At 61.2% G+C, this 18,459-nt stretch carries 20 protein-coding genes and 1 pseudogene; 8 read left to right on the top strand and 13 right to left on the bottom strand.

The window, feature by feature from the left end; all coding sequences use genetic code 11:
- Positions 1 to 319: 319 nt before the first annotated feature.
- Complete coding sequence (locus tag CH339_RS22090) at positions 320 to 1,237, bottom strand: hypothetical protein (RefSeq protein ID WP_111436578.1); 918 nt, start codon at positions 1,235 to 1,237, stop codon at positions 320 to 322.
- Positions 1,234 to 1,620: a helix-turn-helix domain-containing protein gene (locus CH339_RS22085; RefSeq protein WP_111436577.1), complete on the bottom strand. Its 387-nt coding sequence runs from the start codon at positions 1,618 to 1,620 to the stop codon at positions 1,234 to 1,236. Before CH339_RS22085 ends, CH339_RS22090 begins: the two co-directional genes overlap by 4 nt.
- A gap of 162 nt (positions 1,621 to 1,782) precedes the next feature.
- Here CH339_RS22085 and CH339_RS22080 point away from each other — a divergent pair, with 162 nt between their 5' ends.
- From CH339_RS22080 to CH339_RS22065, 4 genes are read left to right on the top strand one after another with little or no spacing between them, the layout of a single operon-like run.
- Complete coding sequence (locus tag CH339_RS22080) at positions 1,783 to 2,085, top strand: hypothetical protein (RefSeq protein WP_111436576.1); 303 nt, start codon at positions 1,783 to 1,785, stop codon at positions 2,083 to 2,085.
- Positions 2,086 to 2,087: 2 nt separating this feature from the next.
- A complete protein-coding gene (locus CH339_RS22075; RefSeq protein WP_111436575.1) occupies positions 2,088 to 2,543 on the top strand; it encodes a hypothetical protein in 456 nt (151 codons plus the stop codon).
- Positions 2,540 to 3,082 (top strand): Mov34/MPN/PAD-1 family protein, encoded by a 543-nt coding sequence (locus CH339_RS22070; protein ID WP_111436574.1) that lies wholly within the window; start codon positions 2,540 to 2,542, stop codon positions 3,080 to 3,082. The genes CH339_RS22075 and CH339_RS22070 overlap by 4 nt, the downstream gene beginning before the upstream one ends.
- Positions 3,061 to 4,407, top strand: coding sequence for a ThiF family adenylyltransferase (locus tag CH339_RS22065; protein ID WP_111436573.1), 1,347 nt, complete (start codon positions 3,061 to 3,063; stop codon positions 4,405 to 4,407). The genes CH339_RS22070 and CH339_RS22065 overlap by 22 nt, the downstream gene beginning before the upstream one ends.
- Positions 4,408 to 4,847: 440 nt before the next feature.
- Here the strand turns inward: CH339_RS22065 and CH339_RS22060 are convergent, their stop codons facing one another.
- Together CH339_RS22060 and CH339_RS24470 are read right to left on the bottom strand one after the other, a co-directional pair.
- A complete protein-coding gene (locus CH339_RS22060; protein ID WP_111436572.1) occupies positions 4,848 to 5,900 on the bottom strand; it encodes a Fic family protein in 1,053 nt (350 codons plus the stop codon).
- A gap of 388 nt (positions 5,901 to 6,288) precedes the next feature.
- Positions 6,289 to 6,645, bottom strand: coding sequence for a hypothetical protein (locus tag CH339_RS24470; protein ID WP_146610282.1), 357 nt, complete (start codon positions 6,643 to 6,645; stop codon positions 6,289 to 6,291).
- 282 nt (positions 6,646 to 6,927) lie between these two features.
- Here CH339_RS24470 and CH339_RS24465 point away from each other — a divergent pair, with 282 nt between their 5' ends.
- Positions 6,928 to 7,341 (top strand): hypothetical protein, encoded by a 414-nt coding sequence (locus CH339_RS24465; protein ID WP_146610281.1) that lies wholly within the window; start codon positions 6,928 to 6,930, stop codon positions 7,339 to 7,341.
- Here the strand turns inward: CH339_RS24465 and CH339_RS22055 are convergent.
- Entirely contained in the window at positions 7,338 to 7,829 is a 492-nt protein-coding gene (locus tag CH339_RS22055) for a recombinase family protein (RefSeq protein WP_201240855.1), read from the bottom strand. The genes CH339_RS24465 and CH339_RS22055 overlap by 4 nt on opposite strands.
- 350 nt (positions 7,830 to 8,179) lie before the next feature.
- On the opposite strand from CH339_RS22055, the gene CH339_RS22050 reads away from it, so the two are divergent.
- Both CH339_RS22050 and CH339_RS22045 read left to right on the top strand, forming a co-directional pair.
- Positions 8,180 to 9,004: a hypothetical protein gene (locus CH339_RS22050; protein WP_111436571.1), complete on the top strand. Its 825-nt coding sequence runs from the start codon at positions 8,180 to 8,182 to the stop codon at positions 9,002 to 9,004.
- Between the two features lie 17 nt (positions 9,005 to 9,021).
- Positions 9,022 to 9,393 (top strand): hypothetical protein, encoded by a 372-nt coding sequence (locus CH339_RS22045; protein ID WP_111436570.1) that lies wholly within the window; start codon positions 9,022 to 9,024, stop codon positions 9,391 to 9,393.
- Positions 9,394 to 9,414: 21 nt separating this feature from the next.
- On the opposite strand, the gene CH339_RS22040 is transcribed toward CH339_RS22045, so the two are convergent.
- The 7 genes from CH339_RS22040 to CH339_RS22010 all read right to left on the bottom strand — a co-directional run bounded on the left by CH339_RS22040 (position 9,415) and on the right by CH339_RS22010 (position 17,228).
- Positions 9,415 to 11,271, bottom strand: a complete 1,857-nt coding sequence (locus tag CH339_RS22040; RefSeq protein WP_111436569.1) for a type IV secretory system conjugative DNA transfer family protein — start codon at positions 11,269 to 11,271, stop codon at positions 9,415 to 9,417.
- Positions 11,272 to 11,286: 15 nt separating this feature from the next.
- Positions 11,287 to 12,576, bottom strand: a complete 1,290-nt coding sequence (locus CH339_RS22035) for a relaxase/mobilization nuclease domain-containing protein (RefSeq protein WP_111436568.1) — start codon at positions 12,574 to 12,576, stop codon at positions 11,287 to 11,289.
- Positions 12,573 to 13,118: a plasmid mobilization protein gene (locus CH339_RS22030; RefSeq protein ID WP_111436567.1), complete on the bottom strand. Its 546-nt coding sequence runs from the start codon at positions 13,116 to 13,118 to the stop codon at positions 12,573 to 12,575. Before CH339_RS22030 ends, CH339_RS22035 begins: the two co-directional genes overlap by 4 nt.
- Positions 13,119 to 13,478: 360 nt before the next feature.
- Complete coding sequence (locus CH339_RS22025; protein WP_111436566.1) at positions 13,479 to 14,753, bottom strand: TRAP transporter large permease; 1,275 nt, start codon at positions 14,751 to 14,753, stop codon at positions 13,479 to 13,481.
- Between the two features lie 21 nt (positions 14,754 to 14,774).
- A complete protein-coding gene (locus CH339_RS22020) occupies positions 14,775 to 15,311 on the bottom strand; it encodes a TRAP transporter small permease (RefSeq protein ID WP_170138621.1) in 537 nt (178 codons plus the stop codon).
- A 34-nt stretch (positions 15,312 to 15,345) separates the two neighbouring features.
- Complete coding sequence (gene dctP, locus CH339_RS22015; RefSeq protein ID WP_111436564.1) at positions 15,346 to 16,344, bottom strand: TRAP transporter substrate-binding protein DctP; 999 nt, start codon at positions 16,342 to 16,344, stop codon at positions 15,346 to 15,348.
- Between the two features lie 143 nt (positions 16,345 to 16,487).
- Positions 16,488 to 17,228: a GntR family transcriptional regulator gene (locus CH339_RS22010; protein WP_111436563.1), complete on the bottom strand. Its 741-nt coding sequence runs from the start codon at positions 17,226 to 17,228 to the stop codon at positions 16,488 to 16,490.
- A gap of 96 nt (positions 17,229 to 17,324) precedes the next feature.
- On the opposite strand from CH339_RS22010, the gene CH339_RS22005 reads away from it, so the two are divergent.
- A complete protein-coding gene (locus tag CH339_RS22005) occupies positions 17,325 to 18,221 on the top strand; it encodes an isocitrate lyase/PEP mutase family protein (RefSeq protein WP_111436562.1) in 897 nt (298 codons plus the stop codon).
- Between the two features lie 76 nt (positions 18,222 to 18,297).
- Here the strand turns inward: CH339_RS22005 and CH339_RS22000 are convergent.
- Positions 18,298 to 18,459 (bottom strand): annotated as a pseudogene (locus tag CH339_RS22000) (3,4-dihydroxy-2-butanone-4-phosphate synthase); the annotation flags it as partial.

Below are 18,459 nucleotides of genomic sequence, written 5' to 3'. Positions count from 1 at the left end.
TCCCAACCTCTTTCCTGATTGTGCCATCGCTTCCTCCCGTCAGTGAAATATAGCACGGAAAGAAGCTTAAGAAGACAAATCGTATCGTCGATTGACCCCTCGCCGGGGTGCTTTCGCTCTCCCCGGCACCCCATCGACATGAAGGGCGTATCGCCGCCCCTCATGGCTCCCACTCGCCAGGCTTGGAGCCTTCCCGCTCCACCGGCACCGAACCATGGAGGAACGTCCCGCCGTTCCATCGCGCTCAGAGAGCAGGTGTGCTCCCCGAGACCCCACGCCTGTCATGCGGCCGCCGCGAGCGCAGAACACCTGGGAGATATCAAGAAGCGGCAGGGAGAATGATGCGCGTGGTCGACAAGGTGGCAACGGCGTGCATCAGAACAAAGACCTGATGAGTTTGCGTAAATACCTCAACGACAAATTCATGCGGATCACCGTTGATATCTGTCAGAGAAAGCGTTTGCTTGCCCGAGTATTTTCGCCCTCCAATCGGGATCAGCGCGCCGATATCGTCATCAGGCGTATAAACGTCGCTCCACATTTTAGTGCCGAACGTCCGGCGAAATGCGTCCGACTCGATTGGACGCCTCAGCGTCGCTCTGAACCCGTCTCCTTCAACAAACTCGGGCATATTCAAAACAAGAACGGCACACGTGCGATCATTTTTCGCGACGTATTGGCGGACCGCCGCATAGATTGATGCGCCATAGTCTTTGCTCATCCGGACCGGCGTCCAGATGCTGAAATCTCGGCTTCGCGCATCGTCAATGAAGGTATCAAGCTGAAACAGAACTTCGGACGCAAAGACACCCGCTTCGCGATCGAACAAGGCGGCTGTATCTGCATCTAGTGCATGTTTGCAGTCCTCGACCACGGCGTACATATCGCGCTGCCACGGCATGAAACCGTGCCCCGCCTCGTGCAGCCGTATAAATGTTTGCCGAACCTTGTTGATTGTGCGGTCAATAAATACCAAGCCGTCTTTTGCATGAAACAGCCCAAGAACCTTACTCAATGCCGACTTAATGGCACCACCAGCCTCGGCCCGAATTTTCGCTAGAAAGCGTGGATTCAGGACGTCCTCGTGAACCTCTTCCACCTTGGCAACCGCCAGAATGCGGTCAACAGGTGTCGGAAAGACGCCGAGCGCGCCCGCTTCCCGCAGCGCACGCTCGGCTTCGGCGCGGACCTTCCTCCGCTGGCCAACGGTTAAAGAGCAGTCATCCGGTTTTCTCAAGAACTGCCTCGCTTCGAACGAAAGAACGCAAGATATTCCAGCAGCGCAGCCTCTTCTTGAGCGCTCAGGTTCTCAATCGCAAACGTGGCAGCATTGCCATGTTTGTCGGCGGTTCCGCGGCTCTTGTCTTGCGGAATAACGTAACCTGCTCTGGACATCAGATTCTTGTAGGAAATCCGGTAAGCGTTTGACAGGGCATAAAGTATGTGCGGAGACGGCTTCTCAATCTTACGGTTTTCCAACTGACTGAGATAAGCGTTGGACACGTCGTTCTCTGTCAGTCTTTCCACATCACGTAGTGTAAGACCTTGACCAAGCCGCACAGACTTCAGGTAGTCGCCGAGAGAATCAGATCGGGGGGCAATCGTTTTTTCATCGGGCATCGGACCTCCATGATTCTAAACCGCCCGATTGGCGGCCCATTCAGCTTACTGATTTTGCTAAGAATTTCAAGCATGCTTGATATTGCTTGACAAAATTAGCAGGCTCGATATGGTTAGCGTATCCCCGGTGCGGTCGGGGCAAACGAACAGAACGAGGATAAAATGACCAAACACGATAAACCGACCCAGGGCGCTAAGAATAACAAGGGCAAGAAGCCGCCCGACGACGACATCCACCTTGAGGTGGCAACGCCGAACGGTGTCTACCGGGGCGTCTTCCCCAAGACGACCAAGGTCAAGGAAGTCATCGTGACCATCGTCGAAGACCGAGACCTTGAAGATGGCGACTCCTTCCAGCTTTTCTTCGGTGAGATCGTTCTTGAACCGGTCGAGCGCCCCTTGGTCAGCTTTGGCCTCCCGGCCAACGTCCTCTTGACGCTGGTCGCCACAGGGTCCGGGGTCTGACGATGACGACCGCCGCCGGACTCACCGTTGCCAGCGAACTGGCAGCGTTGCGGGAAAACGCAACGTTGCTCGGTTGGACACTGGACGAACTCGACGGAACGACATTCGTCATCGGCTTCAAGGCACAAGACGGCAGTGGATTCTGGTGCAGGGTCCACTGCGACGGATACAAGGCGCGGCCGCCCGCCTGGCATTGGTTCAATCCTGAAACGGGCGCTGTCGATCAGAGCAAAGACATTCCGAAAAAGGGTGGCTTCTTTCACGGCGCCGGTGTCATCTGCGCCCCTTGGAATCGTCTCGCGTACAAGACCATCGACGCGCGCGGGCCGCATAACGACTGGTCTCTCGGTGATTGGTTGGCCAACCCGAAAACCGGTGCCTGCCGTAGCTTGAGCGCAATGGCACTCCGCATTCATCACGAACTTCAATCCGGGATGAAAGGCAGGATGGCGGCATGAATCTCCCTACCTGGCTAGGTCGCTGGTTCAAGTCGACACCGACGCCCCATACCGATCCACGTCGTCCCAAAATCATCATGCCGCAAGACTGTCTTCTGGCTTTGACGGAAGCGTTGCGCCCATCGCTCGAACGCCGCCACGAAGGCATTGCTTATTTGCTCGGGCGCACCGATGGAACTGTCACGCTAGCAACCACTGTCTTCGCGCCGGTAGCGCGGACCACAGCGGGCAGTTTCCATGTTGACGCCCGTTCCATGGCTATCTGCATGCAAGCGGCCGGCGCGCACGAGTTGCAAATCGTAGCGCAGGTCCACACCCATCCCGGTCAAGCCTACCACAGCGACGGCGATGTTGACGGTGCGCGCATCCGCTATCCGGGCTACGCCTCGATAGTCGTTCCCAATTACGGCGTTCATCTACCGCAACTTGACGGCATCGCTGCCTACCTGTGGCGCGCGGGCGATGGCTGGCAGACGTTGAACACCGACGATCTCATCATCATTCCGGGAGCTGGACCATGGACTCGAACGAATGGCTGAAGCGCTGGAACGATCGCACGCTACGCTATGCGCACCGTTGCCTGGACCCTGCCCATCCCATCGCCATCTCTTGTGATCGAGAGCGACTGTCGCGGTTCGACACGCAAATCGCCTTGCTGAGCGCCACCAATCTCTTTGGCCGGATGAGTCCCAATGTGGTCCTTGCTTTTGAAGATGCGCCGATAAACGCAGCTCTGCCATGGCCCGGAACATCATTGCATACGCATATTCTGTCCGGGATGAGAGCGGCCAACCCGTTCGGCACCTATCAGGCGCGCGACTTATCGCCGATGGATTTCCGCATCCATATTGGACGCGGGCATGAAGGATTTGTGGTCGATGGCACGGGATGGAATGCCTATGTTGGCCCTGGCCCTTCGCCACTGCCCGAACAACGGGACGGCAACGGTTTTGGCGCAGCTCTGGCGGTCGTGGTTGCTGCTGCGCAGTTATTCCGGAATCCCTTCAACCAGATCACCAAACCATTCATCGGCAATGCGCTCGATTGGTCCGACACTGTCACTCACCATGAGCATGATTTCGTTCATGCTCCTGATATCGGTCGGATTCATTTCATCGGTCTTGGGTCCGTAGGCAGCGCCGCGCTATACTATCTCGGACTGGCGACGCGTTCTTTCATACCAACCCTCATCGACATGGACCGCATCAAGATTCATAACCTCACCCGGTCGCCAATCTTCATTGCAGCCGATTGCGTTGACGAGACGAAATATCCGGAAGGCGGTGTCTATAAAGTCGCTGCTGCTAGGCGCTTTCTGAACGAAATCGGCATCAGCGACGTTGTTAGCGATCCCGCCGCTCTTCATCAGTCCGTATATTGGCGCGAGCGCGAAGCCGGTACTCCGGACATCGTCGTGTCTGCCGCCAACGAACACGACGTGCGCTATCATATCGAAATGGGATATCCGCCCGTCCAGGTGTACGCGACCACCGGAAAAAACTGGCAAGTTGCCCTGCTGCGACACCATCCTGGCGATGACGCCTGTTCGATGTGCGTTTTCCCCCCTGAAAGATCAAAGATTCCGATGGCTTGCGCGACGGACCATGTCACCGTGCCGGAGACCGGTGAGCAGATAGACGCTGCCTTGCCTTTCCTGTCATTCGGTGCCGGACTCATGACCGCCGCAGAAATCGTGAAGCTCGCGCTACCGGGTTTTCCATTCAGCCGCGCGCGCGTCAACCTCAATCTGCGCACCGACCCAATCATGACGGCAACACCCATCCCGCATCGCACGGGCTGCACCTGCGAACAACGCAACAAAGCTGTTCATCTACAGATGTTCACCGGCAGCCGTTACGCCTAAAGCCTGTTTACAAGTTTGTCCTTGGCCTTTGTTCTTAATTGGGATTTGAACTTGCCAGGTATGGCATGTCTTAAGACCTACCTTGATCGGCAAAACATTTGCTTTCTCGCTGGCACATACTTCCAAATCTGGAACGGCGTATGCTCTTCCTGGGTCATCGGGGTCGATGGCACACCAAGGGATTTTCTCGTAGTGCATGAGCGGACGGCCCAGCACCGCGATATCGCCTCACTTGCCTTACCGGGCCAAAGGACGCCAACCGGGACTGCATTGGCATGTTCATAGATTTTGACAATCTGGAGCGTCTTCCAACTGTCGGAAATTTCTCGCCCCTAACAATGTCACGAGCCACTTAAAGCGGCTCCCGATCATGAAGAAGCCCCCACTGTCTGACCGGCTTGCACTAAATTCCTCCCTCTTTAAGTGCAACTAAATTCAGACTATCCCCTCCCGTACCACGTCCCCTTTCCCGTTCCGTGCTGGGTGAGGTGGCTGGACGACACCAAATCCTTCAGGTGTTTCTTGATGGTGTTACGGTTGGCGCCGGTCAATTTGACGATCTGGCCGATGGTCAGCCGACCATGATCCCTGGCCAGTTCGAGGATTTGCACCGACAGGGCCGGAAGCGCTCCGATCACGATCCGCTCGCGCTCGATCTTCGCTTCCAGCTTTTGCTTTTGCTGCTGCAAGGCTCGCAGGAAATAGAGCACCCACGGCTCCCATTCCGGCGCGTCGCCGCGGATCGTGCCCTGGGTGCGGCGCAGCGCCAAGTAGTAGCTTTCCTTGGTCTGCTCGATCACGCTTTCCAAGGAACTGTACGGCACGTAGGCATAGCCGCAGCGCAACAGCAGCAGTGTTGTCAAAACCCGCGACAGCCTGCCGTTGCCGTCCTGGAACGGATGGATAGCCAGGAACACGACGGTAAAGATGGCAATCACCAACAAGGGATGGGTCGTTCGGTCGTCCAGTGCCGCCCGGGTCCACTCAACCAGTTCCGCCATCATGCGCGGCGTTTCGAACGGCGAGGCCGTTTCGAACACGACGCCGATTTCCTTCCCCTCGGCATCGAACGCGCTGACATGGTTCGGATTGGTCTTGTAATGTCCCCGGTGCCGCTCGTCTTTGGCGCTGTGGGCCAGCAAATCCCGGTGCAGCTGCTTGATGTGGTTCTCGGTGATGTCGATGGCGTCGGCATGGGCAAAGACCGTTTCCATCACATCCGCATAGCCAGCGACTTCCTGTTCGTCGCGGGTCTCGAATTTCTGGATTTCCAGATTGGAGAGCAGACGCTCCACCTCGCGGTCGCTCAGCCTGCTGCCTTCGATCCGTGTCGACGACCCAATGCTTTCAATGGTGGCCACCCGGCGCAACGCGGACAGGCGCTCCGGCGCCAGCGTGCCCAGCGCTTTCCACGCGCCCTTGAACTCGTCGATCTCGGCAATGAGCGACAGGATTTGCGGGGAGATTGTCAGGGTGTCGGCATCAAATCTCATACCTGAAAATATACCTAAAAACACCCATAAACGCCACTATTTTCGGCAAAATACCCGAATAGATATCCAAAACAGCCCAAAACCGAGCTTGCCGTCCCAACCCTATTGCTCCGTAATCCGTCGTAAGTGAGGTATAGAATGCGAACCATCGCTCGCGGATTTCGATGGGGCTGCTTCAACCATTTCTCTTTTCGAGGGGAGGCCGGGAGGCTTCGCCTCTTCTCTCCCCACAAGCAAAATAGACACGGACCGTGGCTCGGTCGCATAACGCGCCCTGCGCCCGCACCACTCCGCATCGGTTTTCCTTGTCCCCTCCCATCTCCATTCCTCGCCGGAACGGCAGGGTTGCATGTGCAACCCTGCTAGCATTTCACAGTTTTTCTTCTGCTCACACTGGAGGCTTAAGCCCCGCAAGCCGAATGCTAAGGCCGGAAAAGGGGTCGACAAAAAACTTTCTAAAAGCATATGCTGTGCCAATCCAACCGCCGATTCCGCCAAATGCTGTAAGAGTAAAGGCGGCCGTAGCAGCCTCGTGACTCACGTCAGCCGCATATATGCATTTTGCAAGAAAGATGGCAGACGCCAACCAAGCAGCACCATTGACAGCCATTGCCGGAACAACCATGGCCGCATAATAATCCATAGCTCGATTAACTTTCTTTGCTCTATCACTGGCAAATTTCGAAAATTCTTCCCTGCTGGATATGTTTTTTGGTCTTTCAAAAATATAATCATGCAAATCCATAACCAATTCCTTCGTATAATTAAAAATAATATGTATAATTCCAATATCCTGATCAGTATTGTCAATTAAAAAATAGTTTTACTCAGAATCAGTTATCGGCAACTCGCATATAATGGCCGGTGAACCACATTTTTTTCTTTTCTTGCTATCTATTGCGAGGCAGTCGCACCTGACAAAGCTATTCTCGCCTGAATTGAATGCCGTCCATCATCAATTCCAGATATGTTTGGTTTTTAGATCCTTACAATCGCAAGTCCGTCATCTTTGGAGGAACCGAACATCATGCCTCGCAAAAATTGGAGCGACCTTTCTGACAATGAACGTCAATGGGTCTGGAACATACACAAAGAAGCTGACGCCATTCTTCACTCTCGAATCCAGTCAATTATGACTCTTCAAGCAATTTTATTTGCTGCTAGTTTTACAGTTTCTGGAATCGTGAATGATAAGTTTATGTCCCTTACATACAGTTTAGCAATAGATTTAATGGGAACGGTAGTATGTATAGGACTTTTTGTTTTCGATAGAATAATACTTAATGGAATATTGAGAATGAAAGAATATTTAGTGGAAGATGAAATATATTCAGAGTTCTACCGAACTAAGGATGTGGGATATCTATTTGTAAAAATCATTCCATGGGCTCTGATATTTATCTGGGGTACGGTACTTGCACTAAATATCTACACCTACTAATTGGAGGTAAATTGATCGTTGTAAAGCGCTCGACGAAGCGTATTCGATGTGACAGAAAGTTGTTTGGAGATGGTGCCTATCGGATCGCTGCGTTTTTCGATCCGCCCTCGCGCCCACGCAATCTGCCCGTCGGTCAATTTGCGTGGCCGCCCGATGCGCTTCCCCCGCTTTCGGGCGGCTTCCATCCCGGCTTTGGTGCGCTCGCTGATCTGCTCACGCTCAAACTCGGCGAACAGGGCAAGCTGGCCGTAGACCATCCGGCCGATGGCGGTCGTGGTGTCGATGCCCTGGGTGACCGAGATGAACCCGACGCCACGCTTGCGCAGTTCGTCGAGAAGCAAAAGCAGGTGAACGGTTGACCGCCCCAGCCGGTCGATCTTCCAGACCACCAGCGTATCGCCGTCTTTCAGGTCGGCCAGAAGCTCCGTCAGCCCTTTCCGGTCGGCAATAGCGCCGGAGACGCCGTGACGCCATAGATGACGCTGCACCCGGCCTGGTGCAAAGCGTCGATCTGAAGCGCTTCCGTTTGTTCATGGTCGCTGACCCGGACATATCCGATCTTCATGCGGACAATCTGGCGCAGGTGGATGCCGGGAGCAAACGAAAATAGTCGTGTAAATTCAAGTGGATAGGGAATTGGCAGGCCATGCGGAGGATGCCCCCGAAAGGGGTCCCTTTTGCATGGCGCGGTTTCCCTTGGTTTGAGGACGATGGGACCCCGTTGAATCATTGAAACGCGGCCGGATCAAGTCTAATTTCCGTATTCTCGCAATAACGGCAAAAGGGACCCCTTTCGAATTTCCGCCTCGGAAGTGCCTTCCATATCGCCATCGGGTTTTTGCTGTTTTTCCAGGGCAGTTCTGTTTCGAAGGAGCTTGCCTTCGACGTCGGCGTTGAAGACGTCGAACCCGGCATCGGCCTTCCGGACAGGAAGCCCATCGACATATTCGGCTTTTATACCGGCATGAAAGGCGACGCGGTGCTGGCCAGGATCAAGGCCATGCCCATCGCGCCGGACGAAAGCCCGTTCATCGGCATGGCCCAGCTTCAATATGCCAGAGATACCTACCTTGCCGTGGCCAACGTCCGGACGGAGGACAAGGACTCCCGCGGAAAGCTGGTCGTGCTGTTGTCGAGCAATGCGAGCGGAAACCAGTTGGTGGGCATCTACCGGGACCTGCATTTCAGGAAAGGCCGGGAAGCCGGCACCGCCGGATACCTGGGCGCTATCGAGGAGAAATACGGCAAGAGCAGCGTCACGGAGGAGAGGGGCAGCGAGACTGAACTTCTCTACGGCTATCGCGACGGCGAAAAGCTCCGCGCCGATACCAAGGCGGACCTGTGCAACCTGTCCCTGGGGTCCGCGATGTCCGCCCTCTCGTCCGGGGCAACCGGCAGGTCGTCCGGCCGGGTCTTCCAGGAGGTCCGGAATAACGCGAAGCATGAAAACCGCTGCTCGGCGATGATACGGATCATCCTCCACCACCCGCCGACCAACACCGGGCGTTTCAACCCGAACAGCGTCAAGTCCGTCCAAATCTCCTTCATCGACGCGGATCGCGCCTTTCTGGCCTATCAGCGGGACGTCGCAGCCCAGAAGGAATTGCAGGAGCGCGCACTCGACGCGCCCCTGCCGGAGGGCACCGGAAAGCCGAAGCTGTGAGCGGGAGGACGAGAGCCATGACGATCCGACACCATCCGTTCGCCACCGCCCTCCTGGTCGCCGCCTCCCTGGGGCTTGCCGGGTGCTCCGGCGAGCCGGACGAGGACGATATGGAAGAAGCCCTCCGGCGCGATCCCATGATGAGCCGGTTGGCGGAAGTGACGGCCAACCAGCCGGTTCCGCAGGGCCGGGAAACGACGGCCGAGGCGTATCTCGACAGTCTGAGCGTCAACAAATCCGGCTGTGCCGAGGCGCGGGGCGCCCCTGGCTATGTCTGCGATTTCAAGATGACGATTGGAACCAACCGAAGCAACATGAGAAGCGACAGGCCGGGCAAGGGCCGGTTTTTCCAGGCCGACGACGGCTGGACCTACCAGGAAATGCGCTAAGGCGCATTTCCTCCCATTGCTTCACGTTTGCTGGCGCCGGACGGCGGCCAGATCGACGCCGAGGGATTTAAGGCGCGGATCGGCGTACCAGACGATGCGCCCGGCATTGATCGGGTTGGCGTTTTCCAGCAGCAGAATCTGCCGGTCCTTTGGCAGCCGCATCAACTCGTCGGGATAGGCCAGGCTGCGCTGCGCCTCGGAGCGGGTTCTGGTGGTGGATTCCGTCGACGAACTGCCCTTGACGGCGCGGGTGACGCCTTGGGAGAGCGCCGTGCTCAGTGACAGGATCGTGGCGACCCCGCAGAGCTTGGAGACGTAACCGGCCGTCTTCTCATCGCGGGAGCCCAGATACTGGATCGCCCCGGCATTGGCGATGAATGTCTGCCAGCCGGACGCGCCGTAGATGCGCTCCAGCTGCGAGAAGTCCTGCACGATGCCCCAGAGCTGCATCCCGAATCCCGCCATCAGGGAATATGCCTGCTCCACCGAGGCCAGGCGGCCGAGCGCCGCCATCTCGTCGAGCATGAACAGGATGGAATGCTCCGGCCGCTGCGCCACGTTGCGGGCGTTCACCGTGATCGCCTGCTGGATCAGCAGCCGCAGCCACTGGCCGAACGTGTTCAGCCGGTCGGCGGGCAGGATCAGGTAGATCGTCATCCCCTTTGCCTTCATGCCGTCGAACCGGAAATCCGAGGCGGCAAGGCTGTCGCGGATGCGCGGGCTTTCCAGGAAGTGGGTATGGGCCTGGGTGGTGGCCAGGACGTTGGCCAGCAACTTGGGCTCCTTTTGCAAGCCGCGCTCGCCGGTGCTGCGCACCAGCGGCACGTCGGACAGGCACATGCGCTGGAACAGGCCCTTGAGGTCGTCGGTCCCCATGGTCAGGATATCCCGCACCCGGCCGAGGTGACGGCGCTCCCGCTCGGCGCGATCCGTCGCCACGAAGGCGATCAGCCCGACCATCAGGCTCTTGGCCTCCTCGTCCCAGAACCGGTCTTTTGCGCCGGCCTCGGTCACCACCAGGGCGTCGGCGACCAGCATGGCGTTCTCGGCAAGGTCGGGATCGCCGGCAACCACCAGGTCGAGCGGATTGAACCGGGCCGACCGCAGCCCGGCCGGACCGGTGACGATGCCCCAGGGATCGACCAGGTAGATGGACTGGCCCAGCCGGTGGCGGGCAATCGCCGTGATGCGCGCCAGTTCGCCCTTGACGTCGATCACCAGCGCGCTGCCGGGATAGGTCAACAGGTTGGGTATGACGGCGCTCACCCCCTTGCCCGCCCGGGTCGGGGCGACGGTCAGCAGGTGCCGGTCGCCGCCATAGCGGATGGTCCGTTCGGCAATGCCGTCGCGCTTTTGCCGCGGCCCGGGCACCGGACAGGTCCCGAGCCGGAACCCGCGCCCGGCAAGGAAACCCGCCGCCTCGATATGATCGTAGTCCGCCCATTCGGCCGATCCGAAGGTGGTGGGCCTGGGCAGCCGCGGCAGGCCGAACAGCCACAGCCAGGCGCCCGCCAGGCCGGTCCAGAAGCCGATGCCGCCCGAGGCCACCGCCACACCGGCACCGACGCCCGACACCAGCACCGCGTAGAGCAGCACGAGGGCGCCCAGCGCCACCGCAACATCCGGCGCCTTGCGCAGCAGGTGCGCGAAGACCACCGGCAGGATACCGGAGATGATGCCGCCGCCGAAGGCGGCGACCGTGCCGAGCAGCTGCCCGAGCTGGGTCTGGGTGACCGAGACGCCGTAGCGGGCGAGATCGGCGGTGCCCAGGCGGCTGAGCAGCACCACCGGCACCAGCCCGCCGGCGAACACCAGCACCGCCCGCCGGTGGCGCCGCAGCGCGGCCCAGGGCCGGAAGGCCGAAGGATTGCGTTCCATCGTTGGTCCTCCCGCCTAAAGATCGAGATCGAAGTCGGGAGCCGAACGACGGCCGGGCCGGGTGCGCTCCCGCTCCTGCCGACGCTCGTTCTCCTTGGTTCGGCGCAACACCTCCGCGACACGGCGCATCAGGCGCAGGCGTTCCTGCCGCTGGGTTTTGCGTTGCGCCTCGATGCGTTCCTGCAATCCCGCCCGGTCCTTCATCTGCGCCCGGTGAAGGCGCTCGCGCTGGTCGCGGTCGCGCAGGAAGGCCCGGTAGGCGTCCGCCTCGTTCTGGTGGCGGACCGCCCGCGCCTTGCCGGTCAGAAGCTCCCACGCCCCGCGCAGGCCGCTATGCAGCCGTGCGGCGCGCTCCTTCGCTTCCGCCTTGCGGCGCGTGTCCTGGCCCTGGTCCAGGTTCCTGCGCTCGGTCCGCTGCGCCGCCACCATCGCCTTGCGCTCGTCCGCCAGCGGTTTTGCGTCCTGGCGCTGCTCGTCACGCATCTCGTGCATGTAGGAGCGCACCGTGTGGCCGAGCCGCTTGCGCGTGGCGGCCCGGACGTCCGCGACCGAAGGCAGGCCGGACGGATCGCCGAGACGCTGTTTGACTTCGCGGGCCTTGAGGCCCGCCCAGCGGGAGACGGAATAGGCGTTGCCGTAAAGGTCCAGCGCCACGAAGCCGCGGCGGTCGCCCCTGGCGAGATAGAAGCCGCTTTGTTCCAGCGCGGCCCCGAAGCTCTTTTTGTTGTCCGAATGCGCCCAGGCATCCCGGAAGAGCTGCTTGATCTCCCTGGGGTCGAGGTCCAGGCGTTTGGCCTGCTGCCATTCGGCCAGGGTGAAGTTCAGCGGGTTCTTCCAGCCGTTGGTCCGGTGCCCTTCCGGCAGGTCCCAGCCATGGTCCAGAAAGAGCTCTTTCGAGAGCCCTTTGAGCCGCGTCTTGAAGTACGGCAGGTTGATCGCCGTCATCTTCTCGCCGTCGATCCGGCTCCACACCGCATGGGCGTGGCGGCGGCCCTCCTTCTCGTGAATCACCACCGCCCGCGGTTGGCCGGACAGGCCGAGGCGTTCCTCCGCCCGGTCGATGGCCGCCATCAGGTCCTTGACCGGCACGTCCGCCCCCTTGGGCGGGTTGAGGGACAAGGAGAACAGCGGCTGGCGGCATTGCGTCGCCGAGGAAATGGCCTCGACCTCGATAAAGGCGCCCGGCAGATTCCTGGCCGAGAAGCCGCGCAGTTCCTGCACGGTGACGTGGTCGTTGTCGCGGTCGTTCATCAGGTGCACGGCGAGTTGCCTGGCCCCGCCGCGCTGGGAGCCGACGAGGATCATTCCGAACCCTCCCGCACGGGATCGGCCGCATCGGAGGGCCGGTCGTCCCGGCCGCGGGCCGCCGTGTTGAACCCGGCGCCCGGCCCGGCCGCCGGATCGCCGGGCTTGCGCCTGCCCAGCGCCTGCAGCACGGCAAGCCGGAGAATGCGGACGTCCTCACAGGCCTGCCGGATCGCGGCGCTCACCTGGTCGTCCACATAGAGCGAGCCGGACTCGGCGGCCTCGGCCAGCCGGTGCAGATTGCCGATGATCCGGCTTTGACCTAGGGCCGCGAGCACCTTGGCCAGCAGCACCCGGTCGGCCGACACGGCTCGTGGGCTGCGGCGCGCCACGGCGTCATCCCCGAGCACCGCCTGCCGGATGAAGGTCGAAAGCGGCAGGCTTCCCGCCCGGCGCTTCAGCTCATCCCGTTCGTCCTCGCTCACCCGCACCGAAATCGGCGCGGGCCGCTTCCTGCGGGGGTTGGACGGCCGATCCACCACGCAATCCGGCGCCGCCATCCGCAGCGGAGCCGAACGATTCCCTTTCGCGGCGCCGGTCATTCCGACGCCTCCTCGAAATCGAAATCAACGTGTTGAAGCTGGTGGTTCCAGTCGGCGAGTACGTCAAAAACAGCGTTCGAAGGCTCTCCTTCGAGGCGCGCCATTTCTCCCTAAACATCAATGAATTAGATTAAGTTCGGTCCGGTCGGCAGATAGACGGGCGATGTTCGTTTCTTGCACTTGGTCACGGCTTTGGGGGTGATCCCATGCCGGCGCGCCAGAATCCTTGGGCTCTTCTTGACGATTTTGTCTTGCTCGACGGACCGCCTCCGGCGTCGTGTCGCTGCCGTGCGGAATTCGTCCCATAGTGCATCCTTCCGGTCCTGGGAAAAAACGCACCATCAAACCCGGGAATACGCTCTAGAGTCTGTATGGAATGTAGGTCACGATCGCCGGGATCAGCCAGAGCAACACGAGCGCCAGGAACATCAGCCCGATAAAGGGAAGGACGCCGCGTGCGACGGTCGCGAGCGAACATCGCGCGACCGCCTGGATCACGAAGAGGTTGAGACCGACCGGCGGGGTGATCAGGGCGACCTCGATCAGGACCACGAAATACATCGCAAACCAGATCGGATCGATCCCGAGCGCGAGTACGGTGGGAAACAGCACCGGCATCATGATCAGCAGCATCGACAGGCTTTCCAGGAACAGCCCGATGAACAAGAGGATCGTGCCGACGATCAGGAGGAAGCCGATCTCGGATTGCGCGTGGGTGTCGAACAGCATCGAGATCTGGGCCGGCACCTGATAGATCGTCACGGCCTTGCCGAAGATCTTGGCCCCGATAACGATCAGGAACAGCACGATGGTCGTCGAAACGGTCTGACGCAACGCTCCGACAAAGCCCTGCCAGGTCAGCGACCGCAACACCAGGGCGGTGATGAGGAGGGCCGAAACGGCGCCGACGGCCGAGGCCTCGGTCGGCGTGAAGATGCCGGAATAGATGCCGCCGATCATCAGCGCGGCGAGGCCCCCGGTCGGGATCGCCCGCATCGTCGCCCGCCAGCGCTGCTCGCGCCCGACCTTGGCGGAGGGCTGGTATTCCTTGGAGAAGTAGGAATAGGCGACGCAGTAGATCCCGAACAGCAGAACCAGAAGGATGCCGGGGCCGATGCCGGCCAGGAACAGCTTGCCGATGCTCTCTTCCGTGATGACGCCATAGACGATGAGTGGGATCGAGGGCGGGATCAGGATGCCGAGCGTCCCGCCGGCCGCGAGCAGGCCGAGCGTGAACGACTTGCCATAGCCCCGGCTCGTCATTTCGGGCACGGCGACGGTCGCGACCGTGGCGGCCGTCGCCACCGAGCTGCCCGAGATCGCCGAGAAGATGCCGCAGGAGGCCAGCGCCGCGATGCCGAGCCCGCCGGGCCAATGGCCGACCCAGCTTTGCAGCGCGTCGAAGAGATCGCGGCCGACGCCGCCCTTCAGGAGGATGTTCGACATCAACAGGAAGAGCGGCACCGACAACAGCACGAAATTGTCGACCGCGCCGTGAAGGTTCTGCGCCACCATGACGAAGGGCAGGCCCTTCAGCGCCAGCATCACGGTTCCGAGCCCGGCCAGCGCGAAGGCTACCGGAAGCCCAATGAAGAGAAGCAGCAGCAGCACAACGATGACGAGGACGAGCGTCATTCAATCAGGTCCGGCATTTGGCTACGTCTGTTCCCCGGTGGGCGAGAACTCGGGCGCGGGCGCAAAGGGCAGGCGGATCAACTCCGCCAGCGCCTGAAGCGCGAGCAGCGCGAACCCGACCACGACGGGAAGTTCGACGATCCAGTTGGGCAGTTCAAGCATGGTCGGCTGGCGTCGCCCGAGCCGGATCGACTCCGCGACGATGTCCCAGCCATAGATGACGGCGATCAGGCTGAAACCGAGGATGACCAGCAACGCGAAGCCGTCGGCCAGCCGCCGCGATGCGGGGCCGGCCAGGGCCAGCAGTGCGGTGATCCGGATCAGCTGGCGCTGACGCAGCACATAGGCCATGCCGAGATAGGTGAACCAGACCTGGAAGGCGATGGCGACGTCCTGGGCCCAGATCGTCGGCGAATTGAAGAGGTAGCGCGCGACGACCTCGAAACACAGCATCGCCGCGATCGCTGCCACCAGCACGTCGCCGAGCCGCGCGCAGGCCGCGCCCGCGGCATCGACCAGCCGCAGAACGGAAGTGCCGAACCCCGTGGGGTCCGGCATGTCGTTGCTTCGAGGCGTCACGGAACGGTCCGGATCATTCGAGTCCGCGGACCGCTTCGACCAGCTTGCGCCCTTCTTCCCCGGCCGCCTCGATATAGGCATCGACGGCGGGGGCAGCGGCCTTCTGCCAGGCTGCGATCTGTTCGGGCGTCAGGTTCTGGACCTGCATCTCCGTCTCATCGGCGATGAACTTTTCCGAGGCCAGGTTCTTTTCCTTGGTCTCGGCGCGCATCTTCTCCTCGGCGGCAAGCGCGGCGTCGCGCATCCAGCCCTTTTCGTCCTCGCTCATCCCATCCCAGGTCGCGTCGTTCATGACGATCAGGAATTCGGTCTGGGCGTGGTTGGTGATCGTCACCCAGTCCATCACCTCGTAGAGCTTGCGGGACTGGATGGCGGTGGTCCCGGTCATGCCGATATCGACCGTGCCGCGCTGATAGGCGAGGAACTGTTCGGAGCCGCCGATCTTGACCGGCACTCCGCCGACCGCCTCGATGAAATCGCCAGAGGGCTTGCCGAGCACGCGCACCTTCTTGCCCTTCATGTCTTCGGGGCTGACCAGCGGCGCGTCCTTGGACAGGAGCTGCACCGGCCCGTAATCCTGCCACCACATCACGCGCGTGCCGGTCTGGCGGATCAGCTCGTCGATCTGCTGGCGCACGGGGCTGTCGGGATCCGCGGCCTTGCCGAGCGCCTCGTAGTCGGGAAACATGAAGGCGACGCTGAAAAGGCCGGTCGCCGGGATCGTGCCGGCATATTCGTCGATCAGCACCAGCCCCATGTCGATGGCGCCCGAGGCGACCGCCTGGGGAACTTCGCTGCCCTTGTAGAGCTGTGCGGCATCATAGACCTCGATCTTGATTTCGCCGCCCGAGGCCTCTTCCACCTTGTCCTTGAAAAAGAGGATGTTCTGTCCGACCGGATGATTGGTCGGCACCTGCACCGTCAGGCGCAGGGTGCGTTCCGCATGCGCGCCGCCGGCCGTCGCCGCGACGATTGCAAGGGCGGCCAGAGCGGCCCGTCCCCAAATCTTCATTCGTATCTCCTCCCAGATCGGGCTCTTCGACGATCCGCCGGACCGCCTGTTCGTCCCTTCGATGGTGCTTTTGCAGCGCGCGGAGGCTAGTATACAATTTTTGGCGGGTCAATCGTCGCGCGGCCGCAATGCGGGGCAGCCGGTTACCGCCCGTGCGGGCCGTTCGGCCCCCTCGCGGCGTCGCCCGTGCCGCCGCGCCGCATCGCGACATATCCGGCATGGATGTGCGAGCGCATCACCGCCGCGGCCCATTCGCCATTGCCCGCGGCGAGGGCTGCGGCGATCTCGCGGTGGTGGTTCATGCTGCGGGCGATTTCATCGGCATCATAGCGGCGGAAGGTCCTCAGAACGACGGGCGCCGCGGTGACGCTGGCAATCATCGGCGCGAGCAGCGGATTGGCGGCCGCTTCGATGACCCGCATGTGAAAGGCATCGTTGGGCGCCGTCAGATCGTCGCGCAGATTGGGCGCATCGAGCGCCTCGGTTGCAATCGCTTCCATTTGATCGCAAAGCGTATTCAGCTCTGCGATGCCTGCGGCGTCGATCCGCTCGGCGGCCCGCCGCGCGGCATAGGACTCAAGCTCGAGGCGCAGATCGAAGAGCGATGCGATCTCGTCCTCGCTCCAGCCGCGCACGCGGCAGCCGATATTGGCCGAATATTCCAGGAAGCCCTCGTTGACGAGCCTGCGCAATGCGTCGCGCACCGGCGTCCGGCTGACCCCGATCCGCGCCGCGAGATCGGCCTCCAGGAGGCGCGTGCCGCTGGCCCAGGTATCGCGGAGCAGCCCTTCGCGAATGGCGGCGTAGGCGCGGCTTGCCGCATGGCCGTGCTTCACTTCCTCCTCGGCGCCTTCCGGATCCTTGTGTGCGCTCGGCCGGAGCATGGCTGCTCCTCCTGATTTGTCTGGATTGTGTACAATATGGCCCCGTGATAGGTCCTAGCAAGACGTTTCAGGACGCCCATCGGACGGAGGATCGCCATGACCGAGGAAACTGCGACGCAGAGCGATCGCGAGAAAAGGCGCCGCCTGCGCCACCGGCTCGGGCAAGACCGGCTGATCCCGGCGCCCGGCATCTTCGAGATGATTTCCGCCAGGATCGCCGACCGCATGGACTTCGATGTCCTCTACATGACGGGTTACGGCACGGTGGGCTCCTATCTGGGCCTCCCCGATGCGGGCCTTGCCACCTTCACCGACATGCTGGACCGGGCCTCGGCGATGGCCCGCGGCACGAAAACGGCGCTGATCGCCGATGGCGATACCGGCTATGGCGGCCTTTTGAACGTCGCCCATACCGTGCGCGGCTACGAGGCGGCGGGCATCGCGGGCATCCAGCTTGAAGACCAGGAATTCCCGAAGAAATGCGGGCACACGCCGAACCGCCCGGTGATCGCGGGGACCGAGATGGTGCGCAAGATCCGGGTCGCGGTCGATACCCGGACGGACCCGGATTTCCTGATCGTCGCCCGCACGGACGCGCTCGCCTCGCAAGGCATCGACGAGGCGCTGCGCCGGGCCGAGGCCTATGCCGAGGCCGGTGCGGACCTGATCTTCGTCGAGGCGCCGGAGAGCATCGAACAGATGGAACGCATCGGCAAGACCATCGACAAGCCGCTGGTCGCGAACATGGTCGAAGGCGGCAAGACGCCGGTCCTGCCGCGGGTCGAGCTGGAACGGATCGGCTATCGCCTCGCCATCTACCCTGCGACCGGGTTCCTCGCCATGGCGAAGGCTCTCGAGACGGTCTATGGCGCGATTCGCGAGGACGGCTCGTCGGTGGCGGTGCAGGATCGGCTCGCCGACTTCAAGGCGTTCAGCGCGCTGATGGGGTTCGAAGAGGTCTGGAACTTCGAAGAGCGCTACCGGGACAACTGAGGGCCGCGGGAGACCGCTGTGCTCATGCCAGGCCCGGCAGCGGTCGGCCGTTTGACGCTCCAGGCGCCCGGCAGATTTATCCGTCGACGATCTCGGTCTCGTTGATGACGATGTCGAAGCCGCCGAGGCCGACATAGTGGCGCTCGCGGGAGGCCAGCAGCCGGATGGAGTGGACGCCGAGGTCGGTGAGGATCTGGGCGCCGAGGCCGATCTCGCGCCATTCCTCCTGGCGCACCTT

Origin of the sequence: Rhodobium orientis (assembly GCF_003258835.1) — a bacterium.
In the GTDB taxonomy this organism is placed as follows: domain Bacteria; phylum Pseudomonadota; class Alphaproteobacteria; order Rhizobiales; family Rhodobiaceae; genus Rhodobium; species Rhodobium orientis.
The sequence above is the reverse complement of the archived record's forward strand: the minus strand, read 5'-3'. Positions and strand labels throughout refer to the sequence as shown.